23 protein-coding genes are annotated in these 23,365 nt (G+C 66.7%); 17 read left to right on the forward strand and 6 right to left on the reverse strand.

What is annotated here, in order from left to right; genetic code table 11:
• Positions 1-2 precede the first annotated feature (2 nt).
• The 14 genes from AC0J5J_RS11780 to nrdF all read left to right on the forward strand — a co-directional run bounded on the left by AC0J5J_RS11780 (position 3) and on the right by nrdF (position 17,457).
• Positions 3-1,907 (forward strand): ABC transporter ATP-binding protein, encoded by a 1,905-nt coding sequence (locus AC0J5J_RS11780; protein ID WP_474898135.1) that lies wholly within the window; start codon positions 3-5, stop codon positions 1,905-1,907.
• Positions 1,908-2,005: 98 nt separating this feature from the next.
• Positions 2,006-3,370 carry a cystathionine beta-synthase gene (locus AC0J5J_RS11785; protein WP_134424724.1) on the forward strand — a complete coding sequence of 455 codons (1,365 nt, stop codon included), beginning with the start codon at positions 2,006-2,008 and terminating at the stop codon, positions 3,368-3,370.
• A gap of 23 nt (positions 3,371-3,393) precedes the next feature.
• A complete protein-coding gene (locus AC0J5J_RS11790) occupies positions 3,394-4,542 on the forward strand; it encodes a cystathionine gamma-synthase (RefSeq protein WP_134424725.1) in 1,149 nt (382 codons plus the stop codon).
• Between the two features lie 83 nt (positions 4,543-4,625).
• A complete protein-coding gene (locus AC0J5J_RS11795; RefSeq protein WP_474898137.1) occupies positions 4,626-5,870 on the forward strand; it encodes an APC family permease in 1,245 nt (414 codons plus the stop codon).
• A gap of 267 nt (positions 5,871-6,137) precedes the next feature.
• Positions 6,138-7,157 carry a LacI family DNA-binding transcriptional regulator gene (locus tag AC0J5J_RS11800; protein ID WP_134424727.1) on the forward strand — a complete coding sequence of 340 codons (1,020 nt, stop codon included), beginning with the start codon at positions 6,138-6,140 and terminating at the stop codon, positions 7,155-7,157.
• Between the two features lie 175 nt (positions 7,158-7,332).
• Entirely contained in the window at positions 7,333-7,482 is a 150-nt protein-coding gene (locus AC0J5J_RS11805; RefSeq protein WP_474898139.1) for a hypothetical protein, read from the forward strand.
• Positions 7,472-9,022: a multiple monosaccharide ABC transporter ATP-binding protein gene (gene mmsA, locus AC0J5J_RS11810; protein WP_134424728.1), complete on the forward strand. Its 1,551-nt coding sequence runs from the start codon at positions 7,472-7,474 to the stop codon at positions 9,020-9,022. The genes AC0J5J_RS11805 and mmsA overlap by 11 nt, the downstream gene beginning before the upstream one ends.
• The gene (mmsB, locus tag AC0J5J_RS11815; protein ID WP_134424729.1) at positions 9,019-10,353 is read left to right on the forward strand and encodes a multiple monosaccharide ABC transporter permease; all 1,335 of its coding nucleotides are present in this window, start codon (positions 9,019-9,021) and stop codon (positions 10,351-10,353) included. Before mmsA ends, mmsB begins: the two co-directional genes overlap by 4 nt.
• A 64-nt stretch (positions 10,354-10,417) precedes the next feature.
• Entirely contained in the window at positions 10,418-11,506 is a 1,089-nt protein-coding gene (locus tag AC0J5J_RS11820; protein WP_134424730.1) for a substrate-binding domain-containing protein, read from the forward strand.
• A gap of 507 nt (positions 11,507-12,013) precedes the next feature.
• A complete protein-coding gene (locus AC0J5J_RS11825) occupies positions 12,014-13,003 on the forward strand; it encodes a hypothetical protein (protein WP_474898141.1) in 990 nt (329 codons plus the stop codon).
• Positions 13,004-13,549: 546 nt separating this feature from the next.
• The gene (gene nrdH, locus AC0J5J_RS11830; RefSeq protein ID WP_134363478.1) at positions 13,550-13,783 is read left to right on the forward strand and encodes a glutaredoxin-like protein NrdH; all 234 of its coding nucleotides are present in this window, start codon (positions 13,550-13,552) and stop codon (positions 13,781-13,783) included.
• A 77-nt stretch (positions 13,784-13,860) separates the two neighbouring features.
• Entirely contained in the window at positions 13,861-14,265 is a 405-nt protein-coding gene (nrdI, locus tag AC0J5J_RS11835) for a class Ib ribonucleoside-diphosphate reductase assembly flavoprotein NrdI (RefSeq protein ID WP_134424732.1), read from the forward strand.
• Between the two features lie 5 nt (positions 14,266-14,270).
• A complete protein-coding gene (nrdE, locus tag AC0J5J_RS11840) occupies positions 14,271-16,403 on the forward strand; it encodes a class 1b ribonucleoside-diphosphate reductase subunit alpha (protein WP_474900223.1) in 2,133 nt (710 codons plus the stop codon).
• Between the two features lie 79 nt (positions 16,404-16,482).
• Positions 16,483-17,457, forward strand: a complete 975-nt coding sequence (nrdF, locus tag AC0J5J_RS11845) for a class 1b ribonucleoside-diphosphate reductase subunit beta (RefSeq protein WP_134394886.1) — start codon at positions 16,483-16,485, stop codon at positions 17,455-17,457.
• A 173-nt stretch (positions 17,458-17,630) separates the two neighbouring features.
• On the opposite strand, the gene AC0J5J_RS11850 is transcribed toward nrdF, so the two are convergent.
• From AC0J5J_RS11850 to AC0J5J_RS11860, 3 genes are all read right to left on the reverse strand, one after another.
• A complete protein-coding gene (locus AC0J5J_RS11850) occupies positions 17,631-18,068 on the reverse strand; it encodes a DUF1801 domain-containing protein (RefSeq protein ID WP_474898142.1) in 438 nt (145 codons plus the stop codon).
• 79 nt (positions 18,069-18,147) lie between these two features.
• On the reverse strand, positions 18,148-19,014 hold the full coding sequence (locus AC0J5J_RS11855) for a hypothetical protein (RefSeq protein ID WP_474898144.1): 867 nt from the start codon (positions 19,012-19,014) through the stop codon (positions 18,148-18,150).
• A 336-nt stretch (positions 19,015-19,350) separates the two neighbouring features.
• Positions 19,351-20,241: a hypothetical protein gene (locus tag AC0J5J_RS11860; protein WP_474898146.1), complete on the reverse strand. Its 891-nt coding sequence runs from the start codon at positions 20,239-20,241 to the stop codon at positions 19,351-19,353.
• A 125-nt stretch (positions 20,242-20,366) separates the two neighbouring features.
• Between AC0J5J_RS11860 and AC0J5J_RS11865 the strand changes: the two genes are divergently transcribed.
• Positions 20,367-20,837, forward strand: a complete 471-nt coding sequence (locus tag AC0J5J_RS11865; protein ID WP_134424736.1) for a universal stress protein — start codon at positions 20,367-20,369, stop codon at positions 20,835-20,837.
• 25 nt (positions 20,838-20,862) lie between these two features.
• Here the strand turns inward: AC0J5J_RS11865 and AC0J5J_RS11870 are convergent, their stop codons facing one another.
• A complete protein-coding gene (locus AC0J5J_RS11870) occupies positions 20,863-21,084 on the reverse strand; it encodes a PLDc N-terminal domain-containing protein (RefSeq protein WP_134424737.1) in 222 nt (73 codons plus the stop codon).
• Between the two features lie 233 nt (positions 21,085-21,317).
• On the opposite strand from AC0J5J_RS11870, the gene AC0J5J_RS11875 reads away from it, so the two are divergent.
• Entirely contained in the window at positions 21,318-22,013 is a 696-nt protein-coding gene (locus AC0J5J_RS11875) for a ScbR family autoregulator-binding transcription factor (RefSeq protein WP_474898148.1), read from the forward strand.
• Here the strand turns inward: AC0J5J_RS11875 and AC0J5J_RS11880 are convergent.
• Positions 22,010-22,459, reverse strand: coding sequence for an organic hydroperoxide resistance protein (locus AC0J5J_RS11880; protein ID WP_474898150.1), 450 nt, complete (start codon positions 22,457-22,459; stop codon positions 22,010-22,012). The genes AC0J5J_RS11875 and AC0J5J_RS11880 overlap by 4 nt on opposite strands.
• Before the next feature lie 86 nt (positions 22,460-22,545).
• Between AC0J5J_RS11880 and AC0J5J_RS11885 the strand changes: the two genes are divergently transcribed.
• Positions 22,546-23,073, forward strand: coding sequence for a MarR family winged helix-turn-helix transcriptional regulator (locus AC0J5J_RS11885; protein WP_474898152.1), 528 nt, complete (start codon positions 22,546-22,548; stop codon positions 23,071-23,073).
• On the opposite strand, the gene AC0J5J_RS11890 is transcribed toward AC0J5J_RS11885, so the two are convergent.
• Positions 22,994-23,353 carry a TIGR02611 family protein gene (locus tag AC0J5J_RS11890; protein ID WP_474898153.1) on the reverse strand — a complete coding sequence of 120 codons (360 nt, stop codon included), beginning with the start codon at positions 23,351-23,353 and terminating at the stop codon, positions 22,994-22,996. The genes AC0J5J_RS11885 and AC0J5J_RS11890 overlap by 80 nt on opposite strands.
• Between the last annotated feature and the right edge of the window lie 12 nt (positions 23,354-23,365).

Genomic DNA, 23,365 nt, shown 5'->3' on the forward strand with positions numbered 1-23,365 from the left:
TCATGAGTGGAATGCACGGAGGCGGAGGAGGCGGCGGTCGGCGGGGCCGGGTCAGCGGTGGCGACGCCGTGGCGCAGCGCGCCGAGAACGCCGAAGCCCCACGCATCCCCCATCTGCTGCGCCGCATCAGCGGCCTGTTCGCACCCCACCGGGCAGCACTCACCGTCACCGTGGTGCTCGTCTTCATCGGCGCGGCGCTCTCGGTGGTGCCACCCCTGCTCGTGCAGCGCGCCTTCGACGAGGGTCTGTTCCCGCCCGACGGCAGCCCGAACGTGCAGCACCTCGCCGTGCTCGTGGGTGTGATGATCGCCATCTACCTGGGGTCCCAGCTGCTCGGCGTCTGGCAGACCTGGCTCACCGCCACCGTGGGCAACTCGGTGATGGGTGCTCTGCGGGTGCGGCTGTTCACCCACCTGCAATCGATGGAACTGAGCTTCTTCACCCGCACCAAGACGGGCGTCATCCAATCGCGATTGCAGAACGACGTGGGCGGCGTCGCGAGCGTGCTCACCAACACGGTCTCCAGCCTGCTCGGCAACGCCGTCACCGTGATCGCGGCCCTGGTCGCCATGCTCCTGCTGAGCTGGCAACTGGCCATCGTGGCCGTGATCCTGATGCCCGTGCTGGTCTTCGCTCAGCGCCGGGTCGGCCAGGTGCGCGCCCGGATCGCAGCCAAGACCCAGGAGTCGCTCTCGGATATGACGGCGATCACCCAGGAGACGCTGAGCGTCTCCGGCATCCTGCTCTCCAAGAGTTTCACCCGGCAGCAGACGGAGATCCGTCGGTACGCCGACGAGAACGCCAACCAGGTGCAGCTGCAGGTCAGCCAGCAGATGAGCGGTCAGTGGTTCTTCGCGATGGTGAGCATCTTCCTCTCCAGCATCCCCGCGATCGTCTATCTCGTGGCCGGGCTGTTGATGGGCAGCGGCACGACCGACATCACGGCCGGCACGATCGTGGCGTTCACCACCGTGCAGTCGCGTCTGCTGTTCCCGCTTCTCGGCCTGATGCGCGTCGCGCTCGACCTGCAGACCTCGAGCGCCCTGTTCGCGCGGATCTTCCAGTACCTCGACCTCACCCCGCTGATCCGGGACGCCCCCGATGCAGCCCCCGTGCCCACGGCCGGCGAGGCGGTGGGGCGGGTTGCCTTCGACCGGGTCACCTTCGCCTATCCGGACGCCGGGGAGGAGTCCCGCCCGACCCTGGACGATGTCTGCTTCACGATCGAGCCGGGCCAGTTCGCCGCGTTCGTCGGCCCGTCCGGCGCCGGCAAGACCACCGTGTCCTACCTCATCCCGCGGTTCTACGAAGCCTCGGCGGGCCGGGTGCTCTTCTCCGGCGTCGACGTGCGCGCCCTCCGGCAGCAGTCCCTCGTCTCGCACATCGGCATCGTCAGCCAGGAGACCTACCTCTTTCACGCCACCATCGCGGAGAACCTCCGCTACGCGAAACCGGAGGCGACGGATGCCGAACTCGAGGCCGCTGCCCGGTCGGCGAGTATCCACGACACCATCGCCTCCTTCCCGGCCGGGTACGACACGGTGGTGGGGGAGCGCGGCTACCGACTCTCCGGTGGCGAGAAGCAGCGCATCGCCATCGCACGGGTGCTGCTCAAAGACCCGGAGGTGCTCATCCTCGACGAGGCCACCAGCGCCCTTGACGCCATCTCCGAGCGCGTCGTGCAGGCGGCCCTGGACACCGCGTCCCGCGGGCGCACGACCATCGCCATCGCGCACCGGCTCTCCACCATCGTGTCGGCCGACGTCATCTTCGTGGTGGACGCCGGCCGGATCGTGGAGAGCGGAACCCACACCGAACTACTCGCCGCGGACGGCGTCTATGCGCGCCTGTACTCCGAGCAGGTCACGGCGCCGCCGGCGCCGCTGACGCAACTTCTCGCCGAGTAACGCTGACTGGTCCCGCACAGCGGGCGCCGATAGAGTTGGCACGGCCCGAAACCCCGACGACACACGCCCGACGACAGACCGTCGATGAAGGACTTTCGATGAAAATTGCCGACACCGTTCTCGACCTCATCGGCGACACCCCGCTGGTCAGACTGCACAAGGTGACCGAGGGGATCAGCGCCACCGTGCTGGTCAAGCTGGAGTACCTGAACCCGGGCGGATCCGCGAAGGACCGCATCGCGGTGCGCATCATCGATGCCGCCGAACGCGACGGCCTCCTGCTCCCCGGCGGCACCATCGTCGAACCGACCTCGGGCAACACGGGCGTCGGACTGGCCCTCGTCGCTCAGCAACGCGGCTACAAGTGCGTGTTCGTGCTGCCGGACAAGGTGGGCGAGGACAAGCGCAACGTGCTCACGGCGTACGGCGCCGAGATCGTGGTGACGCCGACATCCGTCGCCCCCGACCACCCCGACTCGTATTACAGCGTGTCCGACCGGCTGGCCCGGGAGATCCCGGGTGCGTTCAAGCCCAACCAATACTTCAACCCGAACGGCCCGCTCAGCCACTACGAGACGACCGGTCCGGAGATCTGGCGCGACACCGACGGCACGCTCACGCACTTCGTCGCGGGCGTCGGCACCGGCGGCACCATCACCGGCACCGGCCGGTACCTGCGCGAGGTCTCGGGCGACACCGTGCGCATCATCGGCGCCGACCCGGAGGGCTCCGTGTACTCCGGCGGCACCGGTCGGCCATACCTGGTCGAGGGCGTGGGCGAGGACTTCTGGCCGGGGGCCTACGACCCGGCGGTCGTGCACGAGGTGATCGCCGTCTCCGACGCCGACTCCTTCGCGATGACCCGCCGGCTCGCCCTCGAAGAGGGCATCCTGGTCGGCGGCTCGAGCGGCATGGCCGTCGTCGCCGCCCTGCGCGCGGCGAAAACCCTCGGCCCCGACGACACCATCGTCGTGCTGCTGCCCGACGGCGGGCGCGGCTACCTGGGCAAGATCTTCAACGACGGCTGGATGCGCAGCTACGGTTTCACCAACGCGCCCGCCGGGCACACGGTCGGCGACCTGCTCGCAGCCAAGACCGGCGCCCTGCCGCCGTTCGTCTACGTGCACCCCAGCGCCACGGTGCACGACGCCATCGGGGTGATGACCGAGGCCAGCGTCTCCCAGGTGCTGGTGCTCACCGAAAAGCCCCCGGTGGTGATGGGGGAGGTCGTCGGCGCGATCGATGAACGCCGGCTGATGGAACTCGTCTTCTCCGGGGAGGCGAAACTGGCCGACCGCGTCGGCGAGTTCGTCGCCGGCTCCCTCCCGCTGATCGGGGTGAACGAGCCCGTCGCGGCCGCGCGGGCCGCTTTCACCGGCCACGACGCGTTGCTCGTCACCGACGGCGGCAAACCCCTCGGCGTCATCACCCGCCACGACCTGCTCACCTACCTGAGCGCCTGAACAGCATGACTAAGGACGAATCAATGGCTCACAACTTCGATACCATCGCCATCCACGCCGGGCAGGAATTCGACCCGACGACCGGCGCCGTGATCCCGCCGATCTATCAGACGTCGACGTATGTGCAGGAGAGCATCGGGCACCTGCGCGGCGGCTATGAATACAGCCGCGGCGGCAACCCGACCCGCACGGTGCTGGAGACTCTGCTGGCCGCGCTTGAGGGCGGCAAGCACGGTCTGTCCTTCGCCAGCGGACTGGCCGCGGAAGACACCATCCTGCGCGCCCTGCTCGCGCCGGGCGACCACATCGTGCTGGGCAACGACGTCTACGGTGGAACGCATCGGCTGATCAACCGGGTGCACGGCGCCTGGGGCATCCTCAACTCCACCGTGGAGATGAGCGACCTCGCCGCCGTCGAACAGGCCATCATCCCGGGCGAAACGAAGATCCTCTGGGTTGAGACGCCCAGCAACCCGCTGATGAAGGTCTGCGACATCGCGGCCCTGGTCGAAATCGGCCACCGCTTCGGCGTGACCGTGATCGTGGACAACACGTTCGCGTCGCCCGCGCTGCAGCAGCCCCTGTCCTTCGGAGCCGACGTCGTGGTGCACTCCACCACGAAGTACCTCGGCGGACACTCCGACGTGCTCGGCGGCGCCCTGATCATCAACGACGACGAGCTCGCCGAGAAGGCCCAGTTCCTGCAGTTCGCCGCCGGCCCCGTCTCGGCCCCGATGGATGCCTGGCTCACCGTGCGCGGAATCAAGACCCTGTCGGTGCGGATGGACCGCCACTGCAGCAACGCCCAGGCCATCGCCGAGCACCTGCAGGGTCACCCGGCGATCGACCGGGTCTACTACCCGGGCCTGTCGACCCACCCGGGCCACGAACTGGCGAAGAAGCAGATGAGCGGCTTCGGCGGAATGCTCTCGATCTCCTTCGTGGGCGGCGCGGCCGCGGCGCGTTCCTTCGCCGAGTCCACGCAGCTGTTCCAGCTCGCCGAATCTCTCGGCGGCGTGGAATCGCTGGTCAACTACCCCTCCGAGATGACCCACGCGTCGGTGCGCGGCACCGAACTCGAAGTGGCGGACAACGTGATCCGTCTCTCCGTGGGCATCGAGGATGTCGCCGACCTCATCGCCGACATCGATCGAGCCCTCGCGGCCGTCTAGCCGGAACCAGACTGGCAGTTTCTTCGAGGAGTGTGTCATTTCTGCCGTTCCGGAGGGGCTGAGCTGTGCGGCACCATAGTCAGGTGACCACTTCTTCGCAGGAACTCTCCCGCCGGCCGGGCGATTCGGCACCGGATGCCGCGACGCCTGGAGCCGGCAGCCTCGGCCTGCTGCAGGGCACGGCCCTGTACATCGCTGCGGTGCTCGGCACGGGCATCCTCGTGTTGCCCGGCCTGGCCGCCGCCGCGGCCGGGCCGGCATCTCTGGTCTCGGTGTTCGTCGTCTTCCTGCTGTCGATCCCACTGGCCGGCACGTTCGCCGCCCTGGCGTCCCGCTATCCGGACCCCGGTGGCGTCGCCAGCTATGTGCGCCGGTCCCTCGGGCAGACCTGGGCACGGATGACCGGGTACTGGTTCTTCTTCGGCGTCGGCGTCGGGGCGCCCGTGGTGGCTGTGCTCGGGGCAGAGTATGTCGTGGCCATCGTCGGTGCGGAGCGTTCGGCGGTACCGTGGGTCGCCCTCCTAATCCTGGTGCCGCCGTTCGTATCGAACTACCTGGGCGTGCGGGTGTCGGGGGCGGCGCAGCTGATCCTCACCGGCGCGCTTCTCTTCGTGGTGGTCGGCGTGGTGGCGCTGGCATTCCCGTCCGCCGACCCTGACAACTTCGCGCCGTTTCTGCCACAGGGCTGGGGCGGCGTCGGCCAGGCCATCAGCCTGTTCGTCTGGGCTTTCGCGGGCTGGGAGGTCGGCACCCACATTGCGGGGGAGTTCAGGAATCCCCGACGGGTCATCCCCCTCGCCACGGCGATCGCCCTGGTCGTGGTCGGCGTCGCCTATCTGGCGCTGCAGTACGTCACGGTCGCCGTTCTGGGCGAGTCCGCGGCGCAGGGAGAGGTTCCGCTGCTCGACCTGGTGGCGACGAACGCGCCGGGGGTCGGCCCGGTGCTCGTCGCCGTGATCGCCGCAGTCGTGGCCGTCGGCGTGCTCAATGTCTACCTGGGGGCGTTCGGAAAGCTCGGCGCGTCGCTCGGCCGCGACGGCGACCTGCCCCGCTGGATGGCGGCCGGCGTGGAGGCCGGGGGAGTCCCGCGACGCAGCCTGACCGTCGTGCTGGCCATGATCGGCGCTTACTTTGCGGCCATGGTCGTCTGGGATCTCCCGCTGTCGGCGTTCATCCTGATCCACACCAGCTCGATGGTTGCCATCTACGCGTGCTCGGCACGATCGCGGCCGTACGCCTGCTCGACCGCTACACGGTGGGCTGGTGGTTGGCCGTCGTATCGGTCGTGCTCACGATCGGTCTCCTCGCGCTCGCGGGCTCCAACCTGATCGTCCCGGCGGTACTGGCCGCCCTGGCGGTGGCGGTGCACGCGGTGAAACGGCACCAGTCGGCGCGCCGGGCAACGCATGCCGTTGGGTGAATCGATTCCATCTCGTCATGCCTGCAGGGGCATTCATCTCGGCACAGCGCCCACGCCCGGTTTCCCGGGCTCCCGCGGCGCGGGGTCGCCGCAGGTGCGCCGCACAGCGTCCCCGGCGTGCATACTGGTTCTGCGTTCACAATTGTGACCGTGCACATACGACCAAGGTCTTCCTGTGACTCTCGATCTGCCCAAGGGACGTGCCCCGAGCATCCGTGATGTGGCGCGCCTGGCGGGGGTCTCCCATCAGACCGTGTCCCGCGTGCTCAACGACCACCCCAGCATTCGCGATTCCACCAAGGCGAAGGTGCTCCAGGTCATGGAAGACCTGCAGTACCGGCCGAACCGGGCCGCCCGAGCGCTGTCGCGCGGGCGCTCACGCACCATCGGCCTGCTCTCGGCCGAGAGTGCCTACGGGCCGGCCAGCAGCATCGCCGCGATCCAGGATGCGGCCCGGGAGGCCGGTTACTACGTCAACACGGCCAACCTGACGAACGTCGATCCCGAGTCGATCGAGGCGGCCATCGACCACCTGATGAACCAGTCCGTGGAGGGGATCGTCGTGATCGCGCCGCAGGTGCGGGTCTTCGACGTTCTCGAACAACTGTCGATCGAGGTGCCCTTCGTCACGCTGTCGTCCCGGGGCCTCCTCAACGACAACTCGCTGTCCGTCGACCAGATGACCGGGGCCAGGGAAGCAACGCGGCACCTGATCGACCTCGGGCACCGCCAGATCTACCACCTGGCCGGGCCTCAGGACTGGATCGAGGCCGAGGCGCGGATGCGTGGCTTCCTCGACGAGATGTGGGACAGGGACGTGCCCACGATGGCGCCGATCCTGGGCGACTGGACCGCCGACTTCGGCTATCACGCCGGCCGGGAACTCCTCCGGATGCGAGATTTCACCGCCATCTTCGCGTCGAACGACCAGATGGCGCTGGGATTCATGCACGCCTGTCGTGAGGCCGGGCTGGTGCTGCCCCGCGATATGAGCATCGTCGGCTTCGACGATATTCCGGAAGCGGCACATTTCTGGCCGCCGCTGACGACGGTGCGGCAGGACTTCGCCGAACTCGGCCGGCGGTGCATCGCCCTGCTTTTGAGCAGTCTCGGCGACGGGCCGCCGAGTGCTCGGCCGGAGCCGATCGTTCCGAAGTTGGTGGTGCGCGGATCGACCGCGCCGCCGCCGTTCTGACCGATCGCCCGACGGCTTGTGAGGGGCTGTGGCGGGTGCCGGGCGCTGTTACGCAAGCGTGACAAACGGAGCTTGACACCACGACCGCCGACGGGTCTATAGTGACAATGTGATCGGTCACATATGACCGGACACCACCACAAATTTCGAATCGCATGACATTGAGGTCAAGCTTGTGAGCACACTTTTCCACCTGCCCGGCAGCTCCGCTGCCGCCCTGCTGAGCGGGGGCGGGTTCGGCTTCTCCTTCAGCGCATCCAGCCCGTCTTCGGTGTGGGATGCCAGTCGTGGACCCGGGCGTGAGGAGTCCAACGATGTCCAGTGACCACGTAATCCTAGAGATGCGATCGATCACCAAGGAGTTCCCGGGGGTCAAGGCCCTGTCGGACGTCTCCATCACGGTGAACCGCGGTGAGATCCACGCGATCTGCGGCGAGAACGGCGCCGGCAAGTCCACGCTGATGAAGGTGCTCTCCGGTGTCTACCCCTTCGGCACGTACACGGGCGACATCATCTACCAGGGCCGGAACGTGCACTTCAAGGACATCCGTTCGAGCGAAGAAGCGGGGATCGTCATCATCCACCAGGAGCTGGCGCTCATCCCGGAGCTCTCCATCACGGAGAACATCTTCCTCGGCAACGAGCCGACCAAGTGGGGCGCGATCGACTGGATCACCGCCAAGAAGACCGCGCTCGAGCTTCTCGCCCGAGTCGGGCTGCGCGACGACCCGGACACCCTGATCAAGAACATCGGCGTCGGCAAGCAGCAGCTCGTCGAGATCGCCAAGGCCCTGAACAAGTCGGTCAAGGTGCTCATCCTCGATGAGCCGACCGCGGCCCTGAACGAGTCGGACTCCATGCACCTGCTGGACCTGATCCGCGGGCTCAAGGGCAAGGGGATCAGCTCGATCATGATCTCCCACAAGCTCAACGAGATCGAACAGGTCGCGGATTCGATCACGATCATCCGCGACGGCAAGACGATCGAGACCCTGAACGTCGTCGCCGATGGCGTCAACGAAGACCGCATCATCCGCGGCATGGTCGGTCGCAGCCTGGAGAGCCGCTTCCCGGACCGCACGCCGCACATCGGTGAGGTCTTCTTCGAGGTGCGGGACTGGACCGTGCAGCACCCGCAGGTCGCGGAGCGCATGGTCGTCAAGGGCTCCAGCCTCACCGTGCGCAAGGGTGAGATCGTCGGCATCGCCGGTCTGATGGGTGCCGGCCGCACGGAACTGGCCATGAGCATCTTCGGGCGGTCCTACGGCAACTTCCTCTCCGGGCACATCTACAAGGACGGCAAGGAAATCGTCCTGAAGAGCGTCGCCGACGCCATCGACCACGGTCTCGCCTATGTGAGCGAGGACCGCAAAGCGCTGGGCCTGAACCTGCTCGACGACGTCAAGCGCTCCATCGTCTCGGCGAAACTCGCGAAGATCTCGTCCGGACCGGTCGTCAACGACTCGAAGGAATTCGGCATCGCCGAGGAGTACCGCAAGAGCCTGCGGATCAAGACCCCCAGCGTCAATGCGGGCGTCGGCAAGCTCTCCGGCGGCAACCAGCAGAAGGTGGTCCTGGCCAAGTGGATGTTCACCGACCCTGACCTGCTGATCCTGGACGAACCCACCCGCGGCATCGATGTGGGTGCCAAGTACGAGATCTACGGCATCATCCAGCAGTTGGCCGAGCAGGGTAAGGGAGTCATCCTGATCTCCTCTGAGCTTCCGGAGCTCCTCGGCCTCGCGGACCGCATCTATACGGTCTTCGAGGGCGCGATCACCGACTGCATCCCGGCGGAATCCGCCGATCCCGAAACCCTGATGAAGAGTATGACCTCCGCAAGGAAGAAGGTTCAGAGCATATGAGCGAAGACACGAGTACCCGCACGAGCGCGCTCGGTGATCTGAAGAAGATCTTCGGCAGCGGCAGCTCGAACCTGCGGCAATTCGGCATCCTCTTCAGCCTGATCGCCATCATCCTTCTCTTCCAGTACCTGACCGACGGGCTGACATTGTCGTCCGGCAACCTGATCAACCTGGTCAGTCAGTACTCCTACATCCTGATCCTCGCCATCGGCATGGTCATGGTCATCATCGCCGGTCACATCGACCTGTCGGTCGGTTCCGTGGCCGCCTTCACGGGCATCGTCGTGGCCACGGCCATGCGGGACTGGAACATGCCCTGGCCGCTGGCCATCCTGCTCGGCCTGGTCGTCGGCATGCTGATCGGGGCCTGGCAGGGAGCCTGGGTGGCCTACGTGGGCGTGCCCGCGTTCATCGTCACACTGGCCGGCATGCTCATCTTCCGCGGTGGCAACCAGGTCATCGGTAACGCCAACACCGTTCCCGTGCCCGACGGCTTCACGATCATCGGATCGGGCTACCTGCCGGAGGTCGGCCCGAACACGGGCTACAACAACCTGACCCTGTTGCTGGGCCTCGTCATCGTGCTGGCCGTCATCTTCTCCGAGTGGCGCGCACGCCGCGTGCAGAAGATCATGGGCTCCACCCCCGCACCGCTGTGGGTGAGCATCGTGAAGGTCGTGCTGCTCTGCTCCGTGATCGTCTACGCATCGATCCTGTTCGCCGGTGGCCGCGTCGGCACGAGCTTCCCCGTCTCCGGGATCATCCTCGGCGTGCTCGTCCTCTTCTACGCCTTCGTCACCCGCAACACCATCTTCGGCCGCCACGTCTACGCGGTCGGCGGCAACAAGCTCGCTGCCGAACTCTCCGGCGTCAAGTCCCGCCGGGTGAACTTCCTCGTGATGATGAACATGTCGATCCTGGCCTCCCTCGCCGGCATGATCTTCGTCGCCCGCTCGGTGGCGTCAGGCCCGCAGGACGGCCTCAGCTGGGAGCTCGACGCGATCGCCGCCGTGTTCATCGGCGGTGCGGCCGTGTCCGGTGGAATCGGAACCGTCATCGGCTCCATCATCGGTGGCCTCGTGATGGCCGTGCTCAACAACGGACTGCAGCTGCTGGGCGTCGGCTCCGACTGGGTGCAGATCATCAAGGGCATGGTGCTGCTCGTGGCCGTGGGTGTGGACGTCTGGAACAAGAGTCAGGGCCGCCCGTCGATCATCGGCCTGCTGACCCGCAAGAAGAAGACCGCCGAGTTCCCCGCCGAACCGCCCCTGGTCGTTCCCGACTCCGGCACCCCGGAGAGCGCTCGGCCGCAGTCGACCCTGCCTAACTAGCCGGGCGTCCGCGCCTCCCATTCCTATCCCTTCACCAAACCCCAACGAATAGAAAGTAATCACAATGCGAAAGATTCTTGCGACAACTGCGATCGCCGCAGTGGCCTTGATGGCACTCTCTGGTTGCTCCACCCGCACGGAGACCGCGGGCGGAGACGGCGCTGCTGCCGGCTTCGCCGAAGACTCGGTCATCGGCGTTGCGCTCCCCTCGAAGACCTCGGAGAACTGGGTCCTCGCCGGCGGGCTCTTCGAAGACGGCCTCGAAGAAGCCGGCTACAAGGGCGACGTGCAGTATGCGGGTGCCTCGACCACGGTCAAGGACCAGCAGGACCAGATCTCGGCCATGGTCACCAACGGTGCCAAGGTCATCATCATCGGTGCCGCTGACGGTGGCCAGCTGGCCACCCAGGTGCAGTCGGCCCGCGACGCCGGCGCGATCGTGATCGCCTACGACCGCCTCATCCTGAACACCGAGGCTGTCGACTACTACGTGGCGTACGACAACTTCAACGTCGGTGAACTCCAGGGCCAGGCGCTCCTGGACGGACTGGCTACGAAGGGTGACGGCCCGTACAACATCGAGCTGTTCTCCGGTTCCTCCGACGACGCCAACTCGGCCGTCTTCTTCGGCGGCGCCATGAGCGTTCTGCAGCCGAAGATCGACGACGGAACCCTCGTCGTCGCCTCGGGCCAGACCGACATCAAGCAGACGGCGACCGCCGGCTGGAAGGCTGAGAACGCTCAGAGCCGCATGGACGCGCTGCTCACCAGCACGTACAGCGACAAGACGCTCGATGGCGTTCTCTCCCCGAACGACACCCTCGCCCGTGCCATCATCACCTCGGTGAAGGCGGCCGGCAAGGACATCCCGATCGTCACCGGTCAGGACTCCGAAGTCGAGTCGGTCAAGTCGATCATGGCCGGCGAGCAGTACTCCACCATCAACAAGGACACCCGCGTGCTCGTGGCCCAGGCCATCGACATGGTCAACGTCCTCCAGAAGGGCGACACCCCCGAGGTCAACGACACCGAGTCCTACGACAACGGCAAGATCGTCGTCCCGGCCTACCTGCTGCCCCCGGTCATCGTGACCAAGGACAACGCGGCCGATGCATACGCGAACGACCCGACCCTCGCCCCGCTGACCGAGTAACAACCCGGCAGTACACCTGCATCACAGCATCCAGACGAAAGGGCCGGCTCCTCACGGAGTCGGCCCTTTCGCGTGCCTGCCACTTCGCGTGCCTGCCACTTCGCGTGCCTGCCACTTCGCGTGCCTGCCACTTCGCGTGCCTGCCACTTCGCGTGCCTGCCACTTCGCGTGCCTGCCACTTCGCGTGCCTGCCACTTCGCGTGCCTGGCACGGATGCGGCAACGGCGCATCCGTTCGGACGCGTGTTCCCGGCGTTTCCGCTCGAGCACTCCGGACTTTCGTCGTGGCGCACCCTGTGGAAGGAGGCGCACGTTCTAACGTGCGCCTCCTTCCACAGGGTGCGCCGTGAGCCGCGTCGGAGACGGCGGGGCGCGTGCGGCCGGGCGCCGGTATTCGACCGAGACCGAGGTTGCCGCATCCTGTCGTCCCCAGCCGCCGTTTTCCCCCGTTGTGCACGGATGCCCGTCGCACCCGCTCAGGGCCGGCGGTCCGGCCGCAGGGTGAGGCATGACTGAACTCCTGGACATCGTCAGCGCTCGCCTCGACGGGCTCATCACCTACGCCGCGCTCCGAGAAAGCGGCCTCAACTCGCACGCCGTTGACTCCCTGATCCGCGGTGGAGCACTCGTGCGCACGCGCCGGGGCATCTACGTGCCGGGGGAGGTGTGGCGCGCGGCCGACCCCGATCAGCGCTACCGTCTGTTCGTGCTCTCGACGGCCCTGGCCGCCGCCCGGCCGCTCGTGCTGTCGCACGGCTCCGCCGCGGTGCTGCACGGGCTGCCGATCATCGGGGCCTGGCCACGCACCGTGCACATGATCGACCCGGATGCCTCCGGAGGCAGCAACGCCCGGTTCACAACCAGCCATCGAGGGGCCCCTGCACCCGACCCGGTCCTCATCGAGGGAATCGCGGTGACCTCGCTGCCGCGCACCCTGGTCGATGTCGCGGCGAGCACCAGCTTTCTCGTGGGCGTCACCATGATCGACCATGCCCTGCGAGTCGAGCAGGAGCGGGTCGCGTCCGAGGCGCACCGAGGCATCCGTGGTCGCCGTGCGCTCACCAAGGAGGACCTGTTCGCCGAGCTTGCGGCGGTGAGCCCGCGTGCCGGCGCGCGACAGGCCGAGCGCGCCATCGCCTTCGGGAACGGGCTGTCGGCGAACGGCGGTGAGTCCCTCAGCCGGGTGCGGATGTTCCAGCTCGGCTTTGAGGTGCCCGAGCTGCAGGTCTGTTTTCCCGACGTGGACGGGCAGGACTACTGGGTGGACTTCTACTGGCGCCGCATTCGCAAGATCGGTGAGTTCGACGGCAAGCAGAAGTACACCCGCGGTGCGGTGCTCGGCGACCGGGATCCGGGGGAGGTGGTCTGGGCGGAGAAGCGCCGGGAGGATGCGCTGCGCCGCCACTCGAACAGCTTCGACCGCTGGGTGTGGGACCTGGCGCTCTCACCGCAGCGCTTCCACCGGTTCCTGGCCGAGCACGGGGTGCCCCGGGCCTGACGGATGCCGTGGCGCATCCTGCGGCCGTCGCGGCGCACCTTATGGAAGGAGGCGCACGCTCTAACGTGCGCCCGCTTCCATAAGGTGCGCCGCGACCGTGGAGCCGCGACCGTGGAGCCGCGACCGTGGAGCCGCGACCGTGGAGCCGCGACCGTGGAGCCGCGACCGTGGAGCCGCGACCGTGGAGCCGCGACCGTGGAGCCGCGAGCGAGGTGCCGGGCCGCGGGTCGGGCGCGACACGCCGACAGGGTTTCCACAGGCGCGAGTTCTGCCCGGGGGGTGCCTGTGGATAACTCGGCCGCCTTCCGCGTGATTCGGCTCGACTCGCATCCGCGGGGCTGTGCACAACCGGTGGAATGTCGGTGGATAACTACATACTTGTAACTACTGCATGTAGTGGCCGTTCCCTTTGAGCATCACTAGATGTAGTATTGAAGTTCGACATACAGCACGTCTTGAACTTCAGATTTCACATGAAAACCGATTTTGAGCACGATGTTTGAACTGAGTTTGAAACTGATTCCTGAACGACGAGAAAGGCCCACCATGGCAATCACGGTCTACACCAAGCCCTCCTGCGTGCAGTGCACTGCGACCTACCGCGCCCTGGACAACAAGGGCATCGAATACGAAATCCTCGACCTGTCGGTCGACGAGAACGCGCTGGAAGCCGTCAAGGCCTTGGGCTACCTGCAGGCTCCCGTCGTCATCACCGACGAGGACCACTGGTCGGGCTTCCGTCCCGACAAGATCAACGAGCTCGCGCAGCGCCTCGCGTAACACCGCGTCGCCAGGGGCGGCGTCGCAGAAAACTGCGGCGTTTGGCGTGCCGACTTCTCAACGACAGGGGGTGTTCCATGACCGATATCGTTTACTTCTCCAGCACCTCGGGCAATACGCACCGCTTCATTGAGAAGCTGGGCCGCCCGGCGGCCCGCATCCCGCTCCACGCGCGCGACGAGCCGCTCGTCGTCGACGAGCCCTATGTGCTGGTCGTGCCGACCTACGGCGGCGGCGAGAACAAGGGCGCGGTTCCCAAGCAGGTCATCAAGTTCCTGAACGACGAGCGGAACCGCTCGCTCATCCGCGGCGTCATCGGCGCGGGCAACACCAATTTCGGCGTGGCGTACTGCCTCGCCGGGGACATCATCGCCCAGAAGTGCAAGGTGCCCCACATGTTTCGCTTTGAAGTATTTGGAACTCCGGATGATGTGCGCATCGTCCACGACGGATTGGAATCATTTTGGAAGCAACAGCCGTGAAGACGATGGCTCACCCGGCAGCCGGCCTGGCGATGGATTATCACTCCCTGAACGCCATGCTCAACCTGTATGGCCCGAACGGGGAAATCCAGTTCGACAAGGACCGCGAAGCCGCGCGGGAGTTCTTCCTGCAGCACGTGAACCAGAACACGGTGTTCTTCCACACGCTGCGCGAACGCCTCGACTACCTGGTTGAGAAGGAATACTACGAGCAGGCCGTGCTCGACCAGTACTCGTTCGAGTTCATCACCGACCTCAACAAGCTGGCGTACTCGAAGAAGTTCCGCTTCCAGACCTTCCTCGGCGCGTTCAAGTACTACACCTCGTACACGCTGAAGACGTTCGACGGCAAGCGCTACCTCGAACGCTTCGAAGACCGCGTCGTGATGACCGCGCTGGGCCTGGCCCAGGGCGACGAGCAGCTCGCGATCTCCCTCGTCGAGGAGATCATCGCCGGCCGTTTCCAGCCGGCCACCCCCACCTTCCTGAACTCCGGCAAGGCGCAGCGCGGCGAGCTCGTCTCCTGCTTCCTGCTCCGCATCGAAGACAACATGGAGTCGATCTCCCGCGGCATCAACTCGTCGCTGCAGCTGTCGAAGCGCGGCGGCGGCGTGGCGTTGCTGCTCAGCAACATCCGTGAGTCCGGTGCACCGATCAAGCAGATCGAGAACCAGTCCAGCGGAATCATCCCCGTGATGAAGCTGCTCGAAGACTCCTTCAGCTACGCCAACCAGCTCGGCGCCCGCCAGGGTGCCGGTGCGGTCTACCTGCACGCGCACCACCCCGACATCATGCGCTTCCTCGACACCAAGCGGGAGAACGCCGACGAGAAGGTGCGCATCAAGACGCTGTCCCTCGGCGTCGTCGTGCCCGACATCACGTTCGAGCTGGCCAAAAAAGACGAGGACATGTACCTGTTCTCGCCCTACGACGTGGAGCGCGTCTACGGGGTGCCGTTCGCGGACATCTCCGTGAGCGAGAAGTACCACGAGATGGTCGACGACCCGCGCATCAAGAAGTCCAAGATGAAGGCCCGCGACTTCTTCCAGACGCTCGCCGAGATCCAGTTCGAATCCGGCTACCCGTACATCATGTTCGAGGACACCGTCAACGCGGCGAACCCGATCAAGGGCCGCGTCAACATGTCGAACCTCTGCTCGGAGATCCTCCAGGTCAACACCCCGACCACGTACAACGAGGACCTGTCCTACGACCAGATCGGCAAGGACATCTCCTGCAACCTCGGGTCGATGAACATCGCCCTTGCCATGGATGCGCCCGACTTCGGCAAGACCGTCGAGACCGCCATCCGCGGCCTCAGCTCGGTGTCGGAGCAGAGCCACATCTCCTCCGTGCGCTCGATCGAGGACGGCAACGACAAGTCGCACGCCATCGGCCTGGGCCAGATGAACCTGCACGGCTACCTCGCCCGTGAGCGCATCTACTACGGCAGCGAAGAGGGCATCGACTTCACCAACATCTACTTCTACACGGTGCTGTTCCACGCCATCCGCGCCTCCAACAAACTGGCCATCGAACGCGGCCACGCCTTCGTCGGTTTCGAGGACTCCACCTACGCGTCCGGCGCGTTCTTCGACAAGTACACCGACCAGGTCTGGGAGCCGACCACCGCGCGCGGCGCCGAGCTGTTCGCGCAGGCCGACGTGCACATCCCCACGCAGGCCGAGTGGGCCGAGCTCAAGACATCCGTCATGGAGCACGGCATCTACAACCAGAACCTGCAGGCCGTGCCGCCGACCGGGTCGATCTCCTACATCAACAACTCGACCGCATCGATCCACCCGATCGCGTCGAAGATCGAGATCCGCAAGGAAGGCAAGCTCGGCCGCGTCTACTACCCGGCGCCGTTCATGACGAACGACAACACGGAGTTCTACCAGGACGCCTACGAGGTCGGCTACGAGAAGGTCATCGACACCTACGCCGCTGCCACGCAGCACGTGGACCAGGGTCTGTCGCTGACGTTGTTCTTCAAGGACACCGCCACGACCCGCGACATCAACCGCGCCCAGATCTACGCGTGGAAAAAGGGCATCAAGACGATCTACTACATCCGTCTGCGTCAGATGGCCCTCGAGGGAACCGAAGTCGAGGGTTGCGTCTCCTGCGCCCTGTGAATACCGGTGCTGTGAGTGCGTTCGTGCTGAGCCTCCCGACTACTGAATCGCCTGTGAACTGCCGACTAAGGAACAACCAATGATTGACAAGCTCAAGCTCGTCTCCCACGTTGACGCGATCAACTGGAACAAGATCGAAGACGAAAAAGACGTCGAGGTGTGGAACCGCCTCACGAACAACTTCTGGCTGCCGGAGAAGGTGCCGCTGTCGAACGACGTGCAGTCCTGGGCCACGCTCACCCCGGCGGAGCAGCTGCTCACCCTGCGCGTGTTCACGGGCCTGACCCTGCTCGACACGATCCAGGGCACCGTGGGTGCCGTGTCGCTGATTCCGGATGCGATCACGCCCCACGAAGAGGCCGTCTACACGAACATCGCGTTCATGGAGTCCGTGCACGCCAAGAGCTACTCGTCGATCTTCTCGACCCTCGCGTCGACGAAGGAGATCGACGAGGCGTTCCGCTGGTCGACGGAGAACGTCAACCTGCAGCGCAAGGCCGAGATCATCATGAAGTACTACCAGGGCGACGACCCGCTCAAGCGCAAGGTCGCCTCGGTGCTGCTCGAGTCGTTCCTGTTCTACTCGGGCTTCTACCTGCCGATGTACTTCTCCAGCCGCGCCCGCCTCACCAACACGGCCGACCTCATCCGTCTGATCATCCGGGATGAAGCCGTGCACGGTTACTACATCGGCTACAAGTTTCAGAAGGGCCTCGAGGCAGCCTCGCAGGAGCGTCGCGATGAGATCAAGGACTACACCTTCAATCTCATGTTCGAGCTCTACGAGAACGAGATCCAGTACACGCAGGACCTCTACGACGAGCACGGTCTGACCGAAGACGTCAAGAAGTTCCTGCACTACAACGCCAACAAGGCGCTGATGAACCTCGGCTACGAGGCCATGTTCCCGAAGACCGTCACCGACGTGAACCCGGCCATCCTGGCCGCGCTCTCGCCGAACGCCGACGAGAACCACGACTTCTTCTCCGGGTCGGGCTCCTCCTACGTCATCGGTAAGGCCGTCAACACGGAAGACGCCGACTGGGACTTCTAGCTCCTCCGGTCGTGTGACCGCGCCACCGACGTCGACAGTTCCGGTCGAGTTCGCCTGCCCCGCCAGGCGAACTCGACCGGAACTGTCGATTTGGGCGGGGTGCGGCGGGGTGCGGCGGGGTGCGGCTGGTGGTGGCGGGTGGCGGGCGGGGCGTCGTCGATCCTCGCCGTGACCTACGCCGAGGTCGCCGGCGGCACGGGGTCGTCGCCCCGCGACCAGGCGATCGCGACCAGGCGCCGCAGAACGTCAAGGTCGATGTCGTCGAGCTTCTTCACGTAGACGCAGCCGGCACCCTCCGTGTAGGCGCCGAGTTGCGGGAGGAGCGCGGCACCCTCGGGAAGGTCCTTGAGCCCGTAGATGGACAGTTGCGTCTTGCGCGGCGAGAACCCCGTCTTCATCCAGTCGCCGTGCGTGCGCGGGTTCGCGGGCGACACATAGCGAAAGCTGCCGTAGCCCACGATCGACGGACCCCACATGACCGGGTTCTCGCCGGTCACCTCGCGGAAGATCGCGGCGAGTGCCTTGCCGTCCTCGCGGCGGCGGTCGGGCGTCGCGGCGTCGAGGAATTCCTGGACGGAGGCATCCGTCGGCTGCGTTTTGTTCTCGGCCATGGCCCCCAGTATGCCGCGGTCGCCGGGCAGACGGATGGCCGGAAGCGGTGCGCTTCCGGCCATCCGTTGTGCGGGGGTGCTAGTTTCCGGCGTGGACGTCCGCGTCGGCACCAGCTCCGGCACCCGCGTCGGCGTCTCCACCCACGTTGGCGTCAGCGTCTGCCTCGGCGGCGACGTGCGTCTGGACCCGCTCGGCAAGCTTCTGGATCTCGGTTCCGTAGTCACCGTTCAGAGCGGCGGCTTCCAGCGCCTGCGCCGCTGCTTCCTGCTCGTCGGCCGGCACGCTCTTCAGGTCGGCCAGATCGTCCTGCAGGTCGGCGGGCAGCTTCTCGAGAAGCGCGGCATTGTCGGCGAGGTGGAGGGCCAGCTCCGTCACCGAGAAACCGGTGTCCATGGCCGCTTCCGGCTCGGCACCCGGCGCGGTGCCGACGTCACTGCCCAGGGCGGCGCGTACGGCTGCGGCCAGCGGATGCTGCGGGTTGTCCCGCACGGCCTCGGCGATCGTGGTGATCTCCTCGCCGTAGCCCCCGGCGAGGGCCGTGGTGCGAACGGTGTCGACGGCGGCGGCCCGCTCAGCCGCGCCGGAGGCATCCGTGAGCGTGGTCAGGTCATCCTGCAGGTTCGCCGGCAGACTCTCGAAGAGTTCAGCGTGCTCCGAGACCGTGGTGGCCACGTTCTGGGCCTTCACGTTCCAACTCTGCCCGTGCGAGAGGTCGGCACGCAGCTCCGTCGTGATCGACGCCAGGAACGCGTCGGTCGTGGTGGTGGAGCTCCCGCCGGCGCTCGAACTGGAACTCGACGTGGTCTCGGAGCTGAGCGGGGCGGCGGTGGCACCCTGCGCGCCGACGCTGAGCAGTGCTCCGGCGGTCAGCACGGAGGCGGCGCCGAGGGCGACCCGCTTGGTGCGAGAGGTGGCGGTTGCCGGGTTGATCTGGTGCTTGTTCACAGTGGATCCTTTCGATTGCGGCGGCCGGCCGGTGAAAAACCCGATCGACCGTTCGTAGTCATCGGAGGAGCTTAGATACCGGGAGTGGGCGTGCAGTCCGTGCGGGCTGGGAATCGGGGCGGACACCCGCTCGTTTCGATGGGCGTGTTGCCGGGAACCAAACCCGAACCACGAGTGGTCATCCGGGCTGAAGAATACCGCCTGACCAGGGATTGAGCCTGTCATACCGGCGGCCTCAGCCAACGGGCTGACTGAATCCCGTGCCCCAGGGTGCGGTCAGGGCGATTACGCTCTGCGCGGAGAAACCCGCCGCGAACCTGCCTGGCGAGGGCGCGGTCAGGGGGTGGGCAGCAGCCCGTGGTCGCGGCAGGGCTGGCCGCCGACGAGGTTCAGGCACGAGTTGAACGCCGTCGGGTAGCCCACCGACTGGGACGACCCGAACCACTGGTTGTAGAACCGCCAGAAATTCAGGTTGCCGTGCGTCGAGCATCCGTCGCCGTCGGTGCCCGGTTCTGTCAGCGCTGCCTCGTTGGGCTGGTACGGCGTGTAGTTGTACAGGTTCGCGGTGGCCTGATTCCGGATCGACACGGATGTCGCCCCGCACGTCGCATCCGGATTGAACCCCACGCGTACGGTGCCGATCTTGTAGGCGCGTTCGGGCTCCTGCGTGTACTGCCGGAACTGCCAGGCCGCCCGGTAGACCTGGTTGAAGAAGCCGAAGTACTGCGCGTCGCAATCGGCCGTGTCGGGGCATCCGTAGCCGGTGGCGCGCAGATAGCCGGATGCGCTCGGCCGGGTGAGCAGGGACTGCTCCTTCTGCAGCAGCACCAGCAGCACCTTCGGGCTGATGTTGCACGCCGCGGACACCTTCGCGATGATGCGGCTGGCCGACTCGTTGCGGCCACCCGGGTAGGCGGCACAGTGCCCGTCGCCCTGCGCCGGCTGGCTCACGGTGCTCTCCTCGTAGTCCGTCAGGCACGGTGACTCGTCGCGGGGGAGGCAGGAGCGGTCTGCCAGGAACGCCTGGATCTGCGGCTCGGTCAGGGCGGCGGCGTTGAAGAAGTTGTAGTCGCTGATGATCGCGCCGGGTTCGAACACCGCCGGGCCATCGGCCGCGTCGGTCGTGCGGACGGATGTCGCCAGAGCCAGGCCGCCGGCCGCCAGGGCCAGGGTGACGCCGACCGCCACTGCGGCCAGGCGTCGACGCGGCGTGCCCAGGTACGTCATAGGGGAGACCTTAGCGGGGCCCGGCGGGAAAGGGCTGGGAGTGCGGCGCGGTCGGCTGCGGCTGTGGTTTCGACACGCAGCCGCGGGGCGCGGCAGGGCGGGCGGGCCCGGAGTAGTTTGGGGTCATGCCGGACACACAGCAAGAACAGACTCCCGCCTCCAGCGACACCATCGTCGTCGGGCACGACGGATCGGGCTATGCCGATCACGCCGTGGCCGTGGCACTCGACCTGGCCCAGCAGCTGCACGCGCCGGTCGTTCTGGTGCGTGCATGGTCCATCGACACGGCGCCGCGCCCGGCCAACTGGACGTTCGGCTATGTCTCCTCGATCGAGGAGTACGCCGGCGCGGTGCGCGAAGAACTCGTCGAGGCCGTGATGGCCGAGGTGGCCCGCCACCCCGACCTGAAGGTCGAATACCGGGCCGTCTATGCCAGCCCGTTGAAGTCCCTCGTCGATGCGTCCCGGGGCGCACGGATGCTCGTCGTCGGTTCCCGCGGGCGCGGCGGACTCAGCGGAATGCTGCTGGGCTCCGTGAGCGAGCAGTGCGTGCGGCACGCCAAATGCCCGGTGCTGGTCGTGCGCCCGAACAGTTAGCGGTGCCACCTCGGTCCAATCCGCCTCAGTCGGCGTCGATCCGGTTGCCCACGGCGAACCACGCCACGGCGCCGAAGACCGGCGCGCAGATGACGGCCAGTGCCCAGCTCGCCCGCGCCGCCTCATGAAGGTGGAACGCGCGGGTGATCTGCACCAGTGCCGCGATGATGAGGGCGATGCTCCCCAGCACCGCGAGGCCCCCGAGTCCGAGTGCGGCAACCTGCACCATGCTTGCGCTGTCGATCATCTGTGACCCCCCACATTGATTCCCCGGCGATGCATCCCCGCAGCTGACGGCGACAAACTCGCCGCGGCTGTCCCCCGTGAAGGCATCGTGAACCTAAACCATACCAAACAGTATCTTCTGCCGGGAGCATTCTCGGCGGATTGCTGGCCGGCGACGGATGCTTCGGCGAGCTGCCGGGCCAGCCTGGTCGGGGCGGTCGCTACGCTGGGACCGGGATCGAATCGAGGAGTGGCATGGCGCAGCAGCAACGGGCGATCGGAACGCGGGCGGCGATCATCCGCGGCGCGGCGCAAGCATTCCGGGAGCACGGCTACGGCAGCACGACCCTCGCCGGTCTGGAAGCGGCCGCCGGAGTCACCAAGGGCGCGCTGTACTTTCACTTCGCGTCCAAGGAGGCCCTTGCGCTCGCCGTGATCGAGACGCAGCACGAGTCGTCCATCGCCCTCGGCGCGGAGTATCTGGGGAGCACCCGGCCCGGGTTGGACGCCGCGATCAGAATGACGTTCGCGATGGCGAAGACCCTCCGGGACGACCCGGTGGTGAGCGCGGGCATCCGTCTCACCCTGGAGGCCTCCAATTTTTCGGTGCCCGTTGCGGCGCCCTACATCGACTGGATCGACATGTGCGGCCGACTGCTGCGGCGTGCGATCGACGAGGGCGATGCGGCCGCCGAACTGAACGTCGAGGCGGCCGCGCACTTCATCAGTCCGGCCTTCACGGGCGTGCAGACCGTGTCCGAGGTGCTGACCGGCCGGGACGACCTCTACCAGAGGGTGGAGGAGATGTGGACGCTGCTGTTGCCGGGCCTGCTCTCCGCCGCGCTGCCGGCCGAGCGTCGGGCGAGCCTGGCCGCCCTGCCGGCTCTGCTGCGGCACGACTATGACGTGGCGGGCCGGACCCGGACGGGTCCGGCCGCTCCCGGTGCCTAGTCTTCGTCGCTGACGACGACCAGGTTCACGGCGATGTTGCCGCGGGTGGCACGCGAGTACGGGCAGACCTGGTGGGCGGCCTCGAGGGCAGCCTGGGCGGTGGCCTCGTCGATGCCGGGCAGCTGGGCCTCGATCGTGACCTCGAAGTCGAAGCCGGTGGCCATTCCGCCGACCAGGTTGACGGTCAGTGTGACGGCGGAGTCGGTCACGTCCAGCTTCTGCTGACGTGCGACCCCCTTGAGGGCGTTGTGGAAGCAGGCGGCCCAGCCGCTGGCGAAGAGCTGCTCGGGGTTGGTGCCGGGGCCGTTGTCGCCGCCCATTTCGGCGGGGATCGACAGGTCCAGCTGGAGCTTGTTGTCGCTCGTGACGACCTTGCCGCTTCGCCCGCCCCAGGAGGTCGCGGAGGCGGTGTAGACGGTGGTGCTCGTGGGGGTGGTCGTGCTCATGGTGTCCTCTTTCGGGGCGTGGCGGGAGAGACTGGGTGTGTGCTCCGCAGGAAGTGCTTCGTATTCGAAACAACTAGGGACGGTCGATGAGTATTCCCGAATCCGCGGTGACCCCCGCCGAGATGCAGGCCTGGGCCGCAATTTTCGAGACGTCGAACACCGTGCAGTACGCCGCCGACCGCGAGCTGCGGGGGAGCGTCGGGCTGTCGCTGGCGCAGTTCGAGATTCTGGCGCGCATCGGTGAGGGGCCGGGATCGGCGCGCCGGATGACCGATATCGCCGACGAGCTCACGGTCTCCCGAAGCGGTCTCACCTACCAGATCGGCCAACTCGAGCAGCGCGGCCTGGTGGATCGGCGCCCGGCCGCCGGCGATGAGCGCTCGGTGATGGCCCACCTCACACCGGCCGGCCGGGACTGCCTGACCAAAGGCGTCCCCGGCTATGTACGGCTGGTGCGGGGCATGCTCTTCGACCGGATCAGCGCGGAGGATCTGGCGACGGTGACGAGAATTCTCGGCTCGGTGCGCACCGAGCTCAAGACCCAGCCGAAGCGGTCGACGTTCCGGCGGACGCCCGCGCCCGGCGGGAGCGCCACCACGCCCACACGGTCGTGAGGATGCGCTTGAGCACCACCGCGAGGCGGTGCGCGGCAGGGAACTCCGTGCCGAGGATCGCGATGCCGAGGAAGACGACCAGCCAGCCGGGGCCGGGCAGCGGCACCAGGATCAGGCCGATCACGGCCACCGTGGAGCCGAGCACACCGACCAGGACCCGGTAGACCCAGCGCAGTCGCGGATACCGGTCCACCCACGCGCGACTGCGGCGCAGGAAGCGCCGGATCGGGTGCCCGGAGCTGCGTCCGCTGTCGAAATCGCGCTGGAGGGAGACGGTCATGCGTTCAGGGTA

It is taken from the genome of Cryobacterium sp. TS_SC_7 (assembly GCF_056156285.1).

What these genes read in the sequence shown, in the direction of transcription:
- AC0J5J_RS11780 (WP_474898135.1), top strand. Translation starts at nt 3, where the DNA reads ATGAGTGGAATGCACGGAGGCGGAGGAGGCGGCGGTCGGCGGGGCCGG.
- AC0J5J_RS11785 (WP_134424724.1), top strand. Translation starts at nt 2,006, where the DNA reads ATGAAAATTGCCGACACCGTTCTCGACCTCATCGGCGACACCCCGCTG.
- AC0J5J_RS11790 (WP_134424725.1), top strand. Translation starts at nt 3,394, where the DNA reads ATGGCTCACAACTTCGATACCATCGCCATCCACGCCGGGCAGGAATTC.
- mmsA (WP_134424728.1), top strand. Translation starts at nt 7,472, where the DNA reads ATGTCCAGTGACCACGTAATCCTAGAGATGCGATCGATCACCAAGGAG.
- mmsB (WP_134424729.1), top strand. Translation starts at nt 9,019, where the DNA reads ATGAGCGAAGACACGAGTACCCGCACGAGCGCGCTCGGTGATCTGAAG.
- AC0J5J_RS11820 (WP_134424730.1), top strand. Translation starts at nt 10,418, where the DNA reads ATGCGAAAGATTCTTGCGACAACTGCGATCGCCGCAGTGGCCTTGATG.
- AC0J5J_RS11825 (WP_474898141.1), top strand. Translation starts at nt 12,014, where the DNA reads ATGACTGAACTCCTGGACATCGTCAGCGCTCGCCTCGACGGGCTCATC.
- nrdH (WP_134363478.1), top strand. Translation starts at nt 13,550, where the DNA reads ATGGCAATCACGGTCTACACCAAGCCCTCCTGCGTGCAGTGCACTGCG.
- nrdI (WP_134424732.1), top strand. Translation starts at nt 13,861, where the DNA reads ATGACCGATATCGTTTACTTCTCCAGCACCTCGGGCAATACGCACCGC.
- nrdE (WP_474900223.1), top strand. Translation starts at nt 14,271, where the DNA reads ATGGCTCACCCGGCAGCCGGCCTGGCGATGGATTATCACTCCCTGAAC.
- nrdF (WP_134394886.1), top strand. Translation starts at nt 16,483, where the DNA reads ATGATTGACAAGCTCAAGCTCGTCTCCCACGTTGACGCGATCAACTGG.
- AC0J5J_RS11850 (WP_474898142.1), bottom strand. Translation starts at nt 18,068, where the DNA reads ATGGCCGAGAACAAAACGCAGCCGACGGATGCCTCCGTCCAGGAATTC.
- AC0J5J_RS11860 (WP_474898146.1), bottom strand. Translation starts at nt 20,241, where the DNA reads ATGACGTACCTGGGCACGCCGCGTCGACGCCTGGCCGCAGTGGCGGTC.
- AC0J5J_RS11865 (WP_134424736.1), top strand. Translation starts at nt 20,367, where the DNA reads ATGCCGGACACACAGCAAGAACAGACTCCCGCCTCCAGCGACACCATC.
- AC0J5J_RS11870 (WP_134424737.1), bottom strand. Translation starts at nt 21,084, where the DNA reads ATGATCGACAGCGCAAGCATGGTGCAGGTTGCCGCACTCGGACTCGGG.
- AC0J5J_RS11875 (WP_474898148.1), top strand. Translation starts at nt 21,318, where the DNA reads ATGGCGCAGCAGCAACGGGCGATCGGAACGCGGGCGGCGATCATCCGC.
- AC0J5J_RS11880 (WP_474898150.1), bottom strand. Translation starts at nt 22,459, where the DNA reads ATGAGCACGACCACCCCCACGAGCACCACCGTCTACACCGCCTCCGCG.
- AC0J5J_RS11885 (WP_474898152.1), top strand. Translation starts at nt 22,546, where the DNA reads ATGAGTATTCCCGAATCCGCGGTGACCCCCGCCGAGATGCAGGCCTGG.
- AC0J5J_RS11890 (WP_474898153.1), bottom strand. Translation starts at nt 23,353, where the DNA reads ATGACCGTCTCCCTCCAGCGCGATTTCGACAGCGGACGCAGCTCCGGG.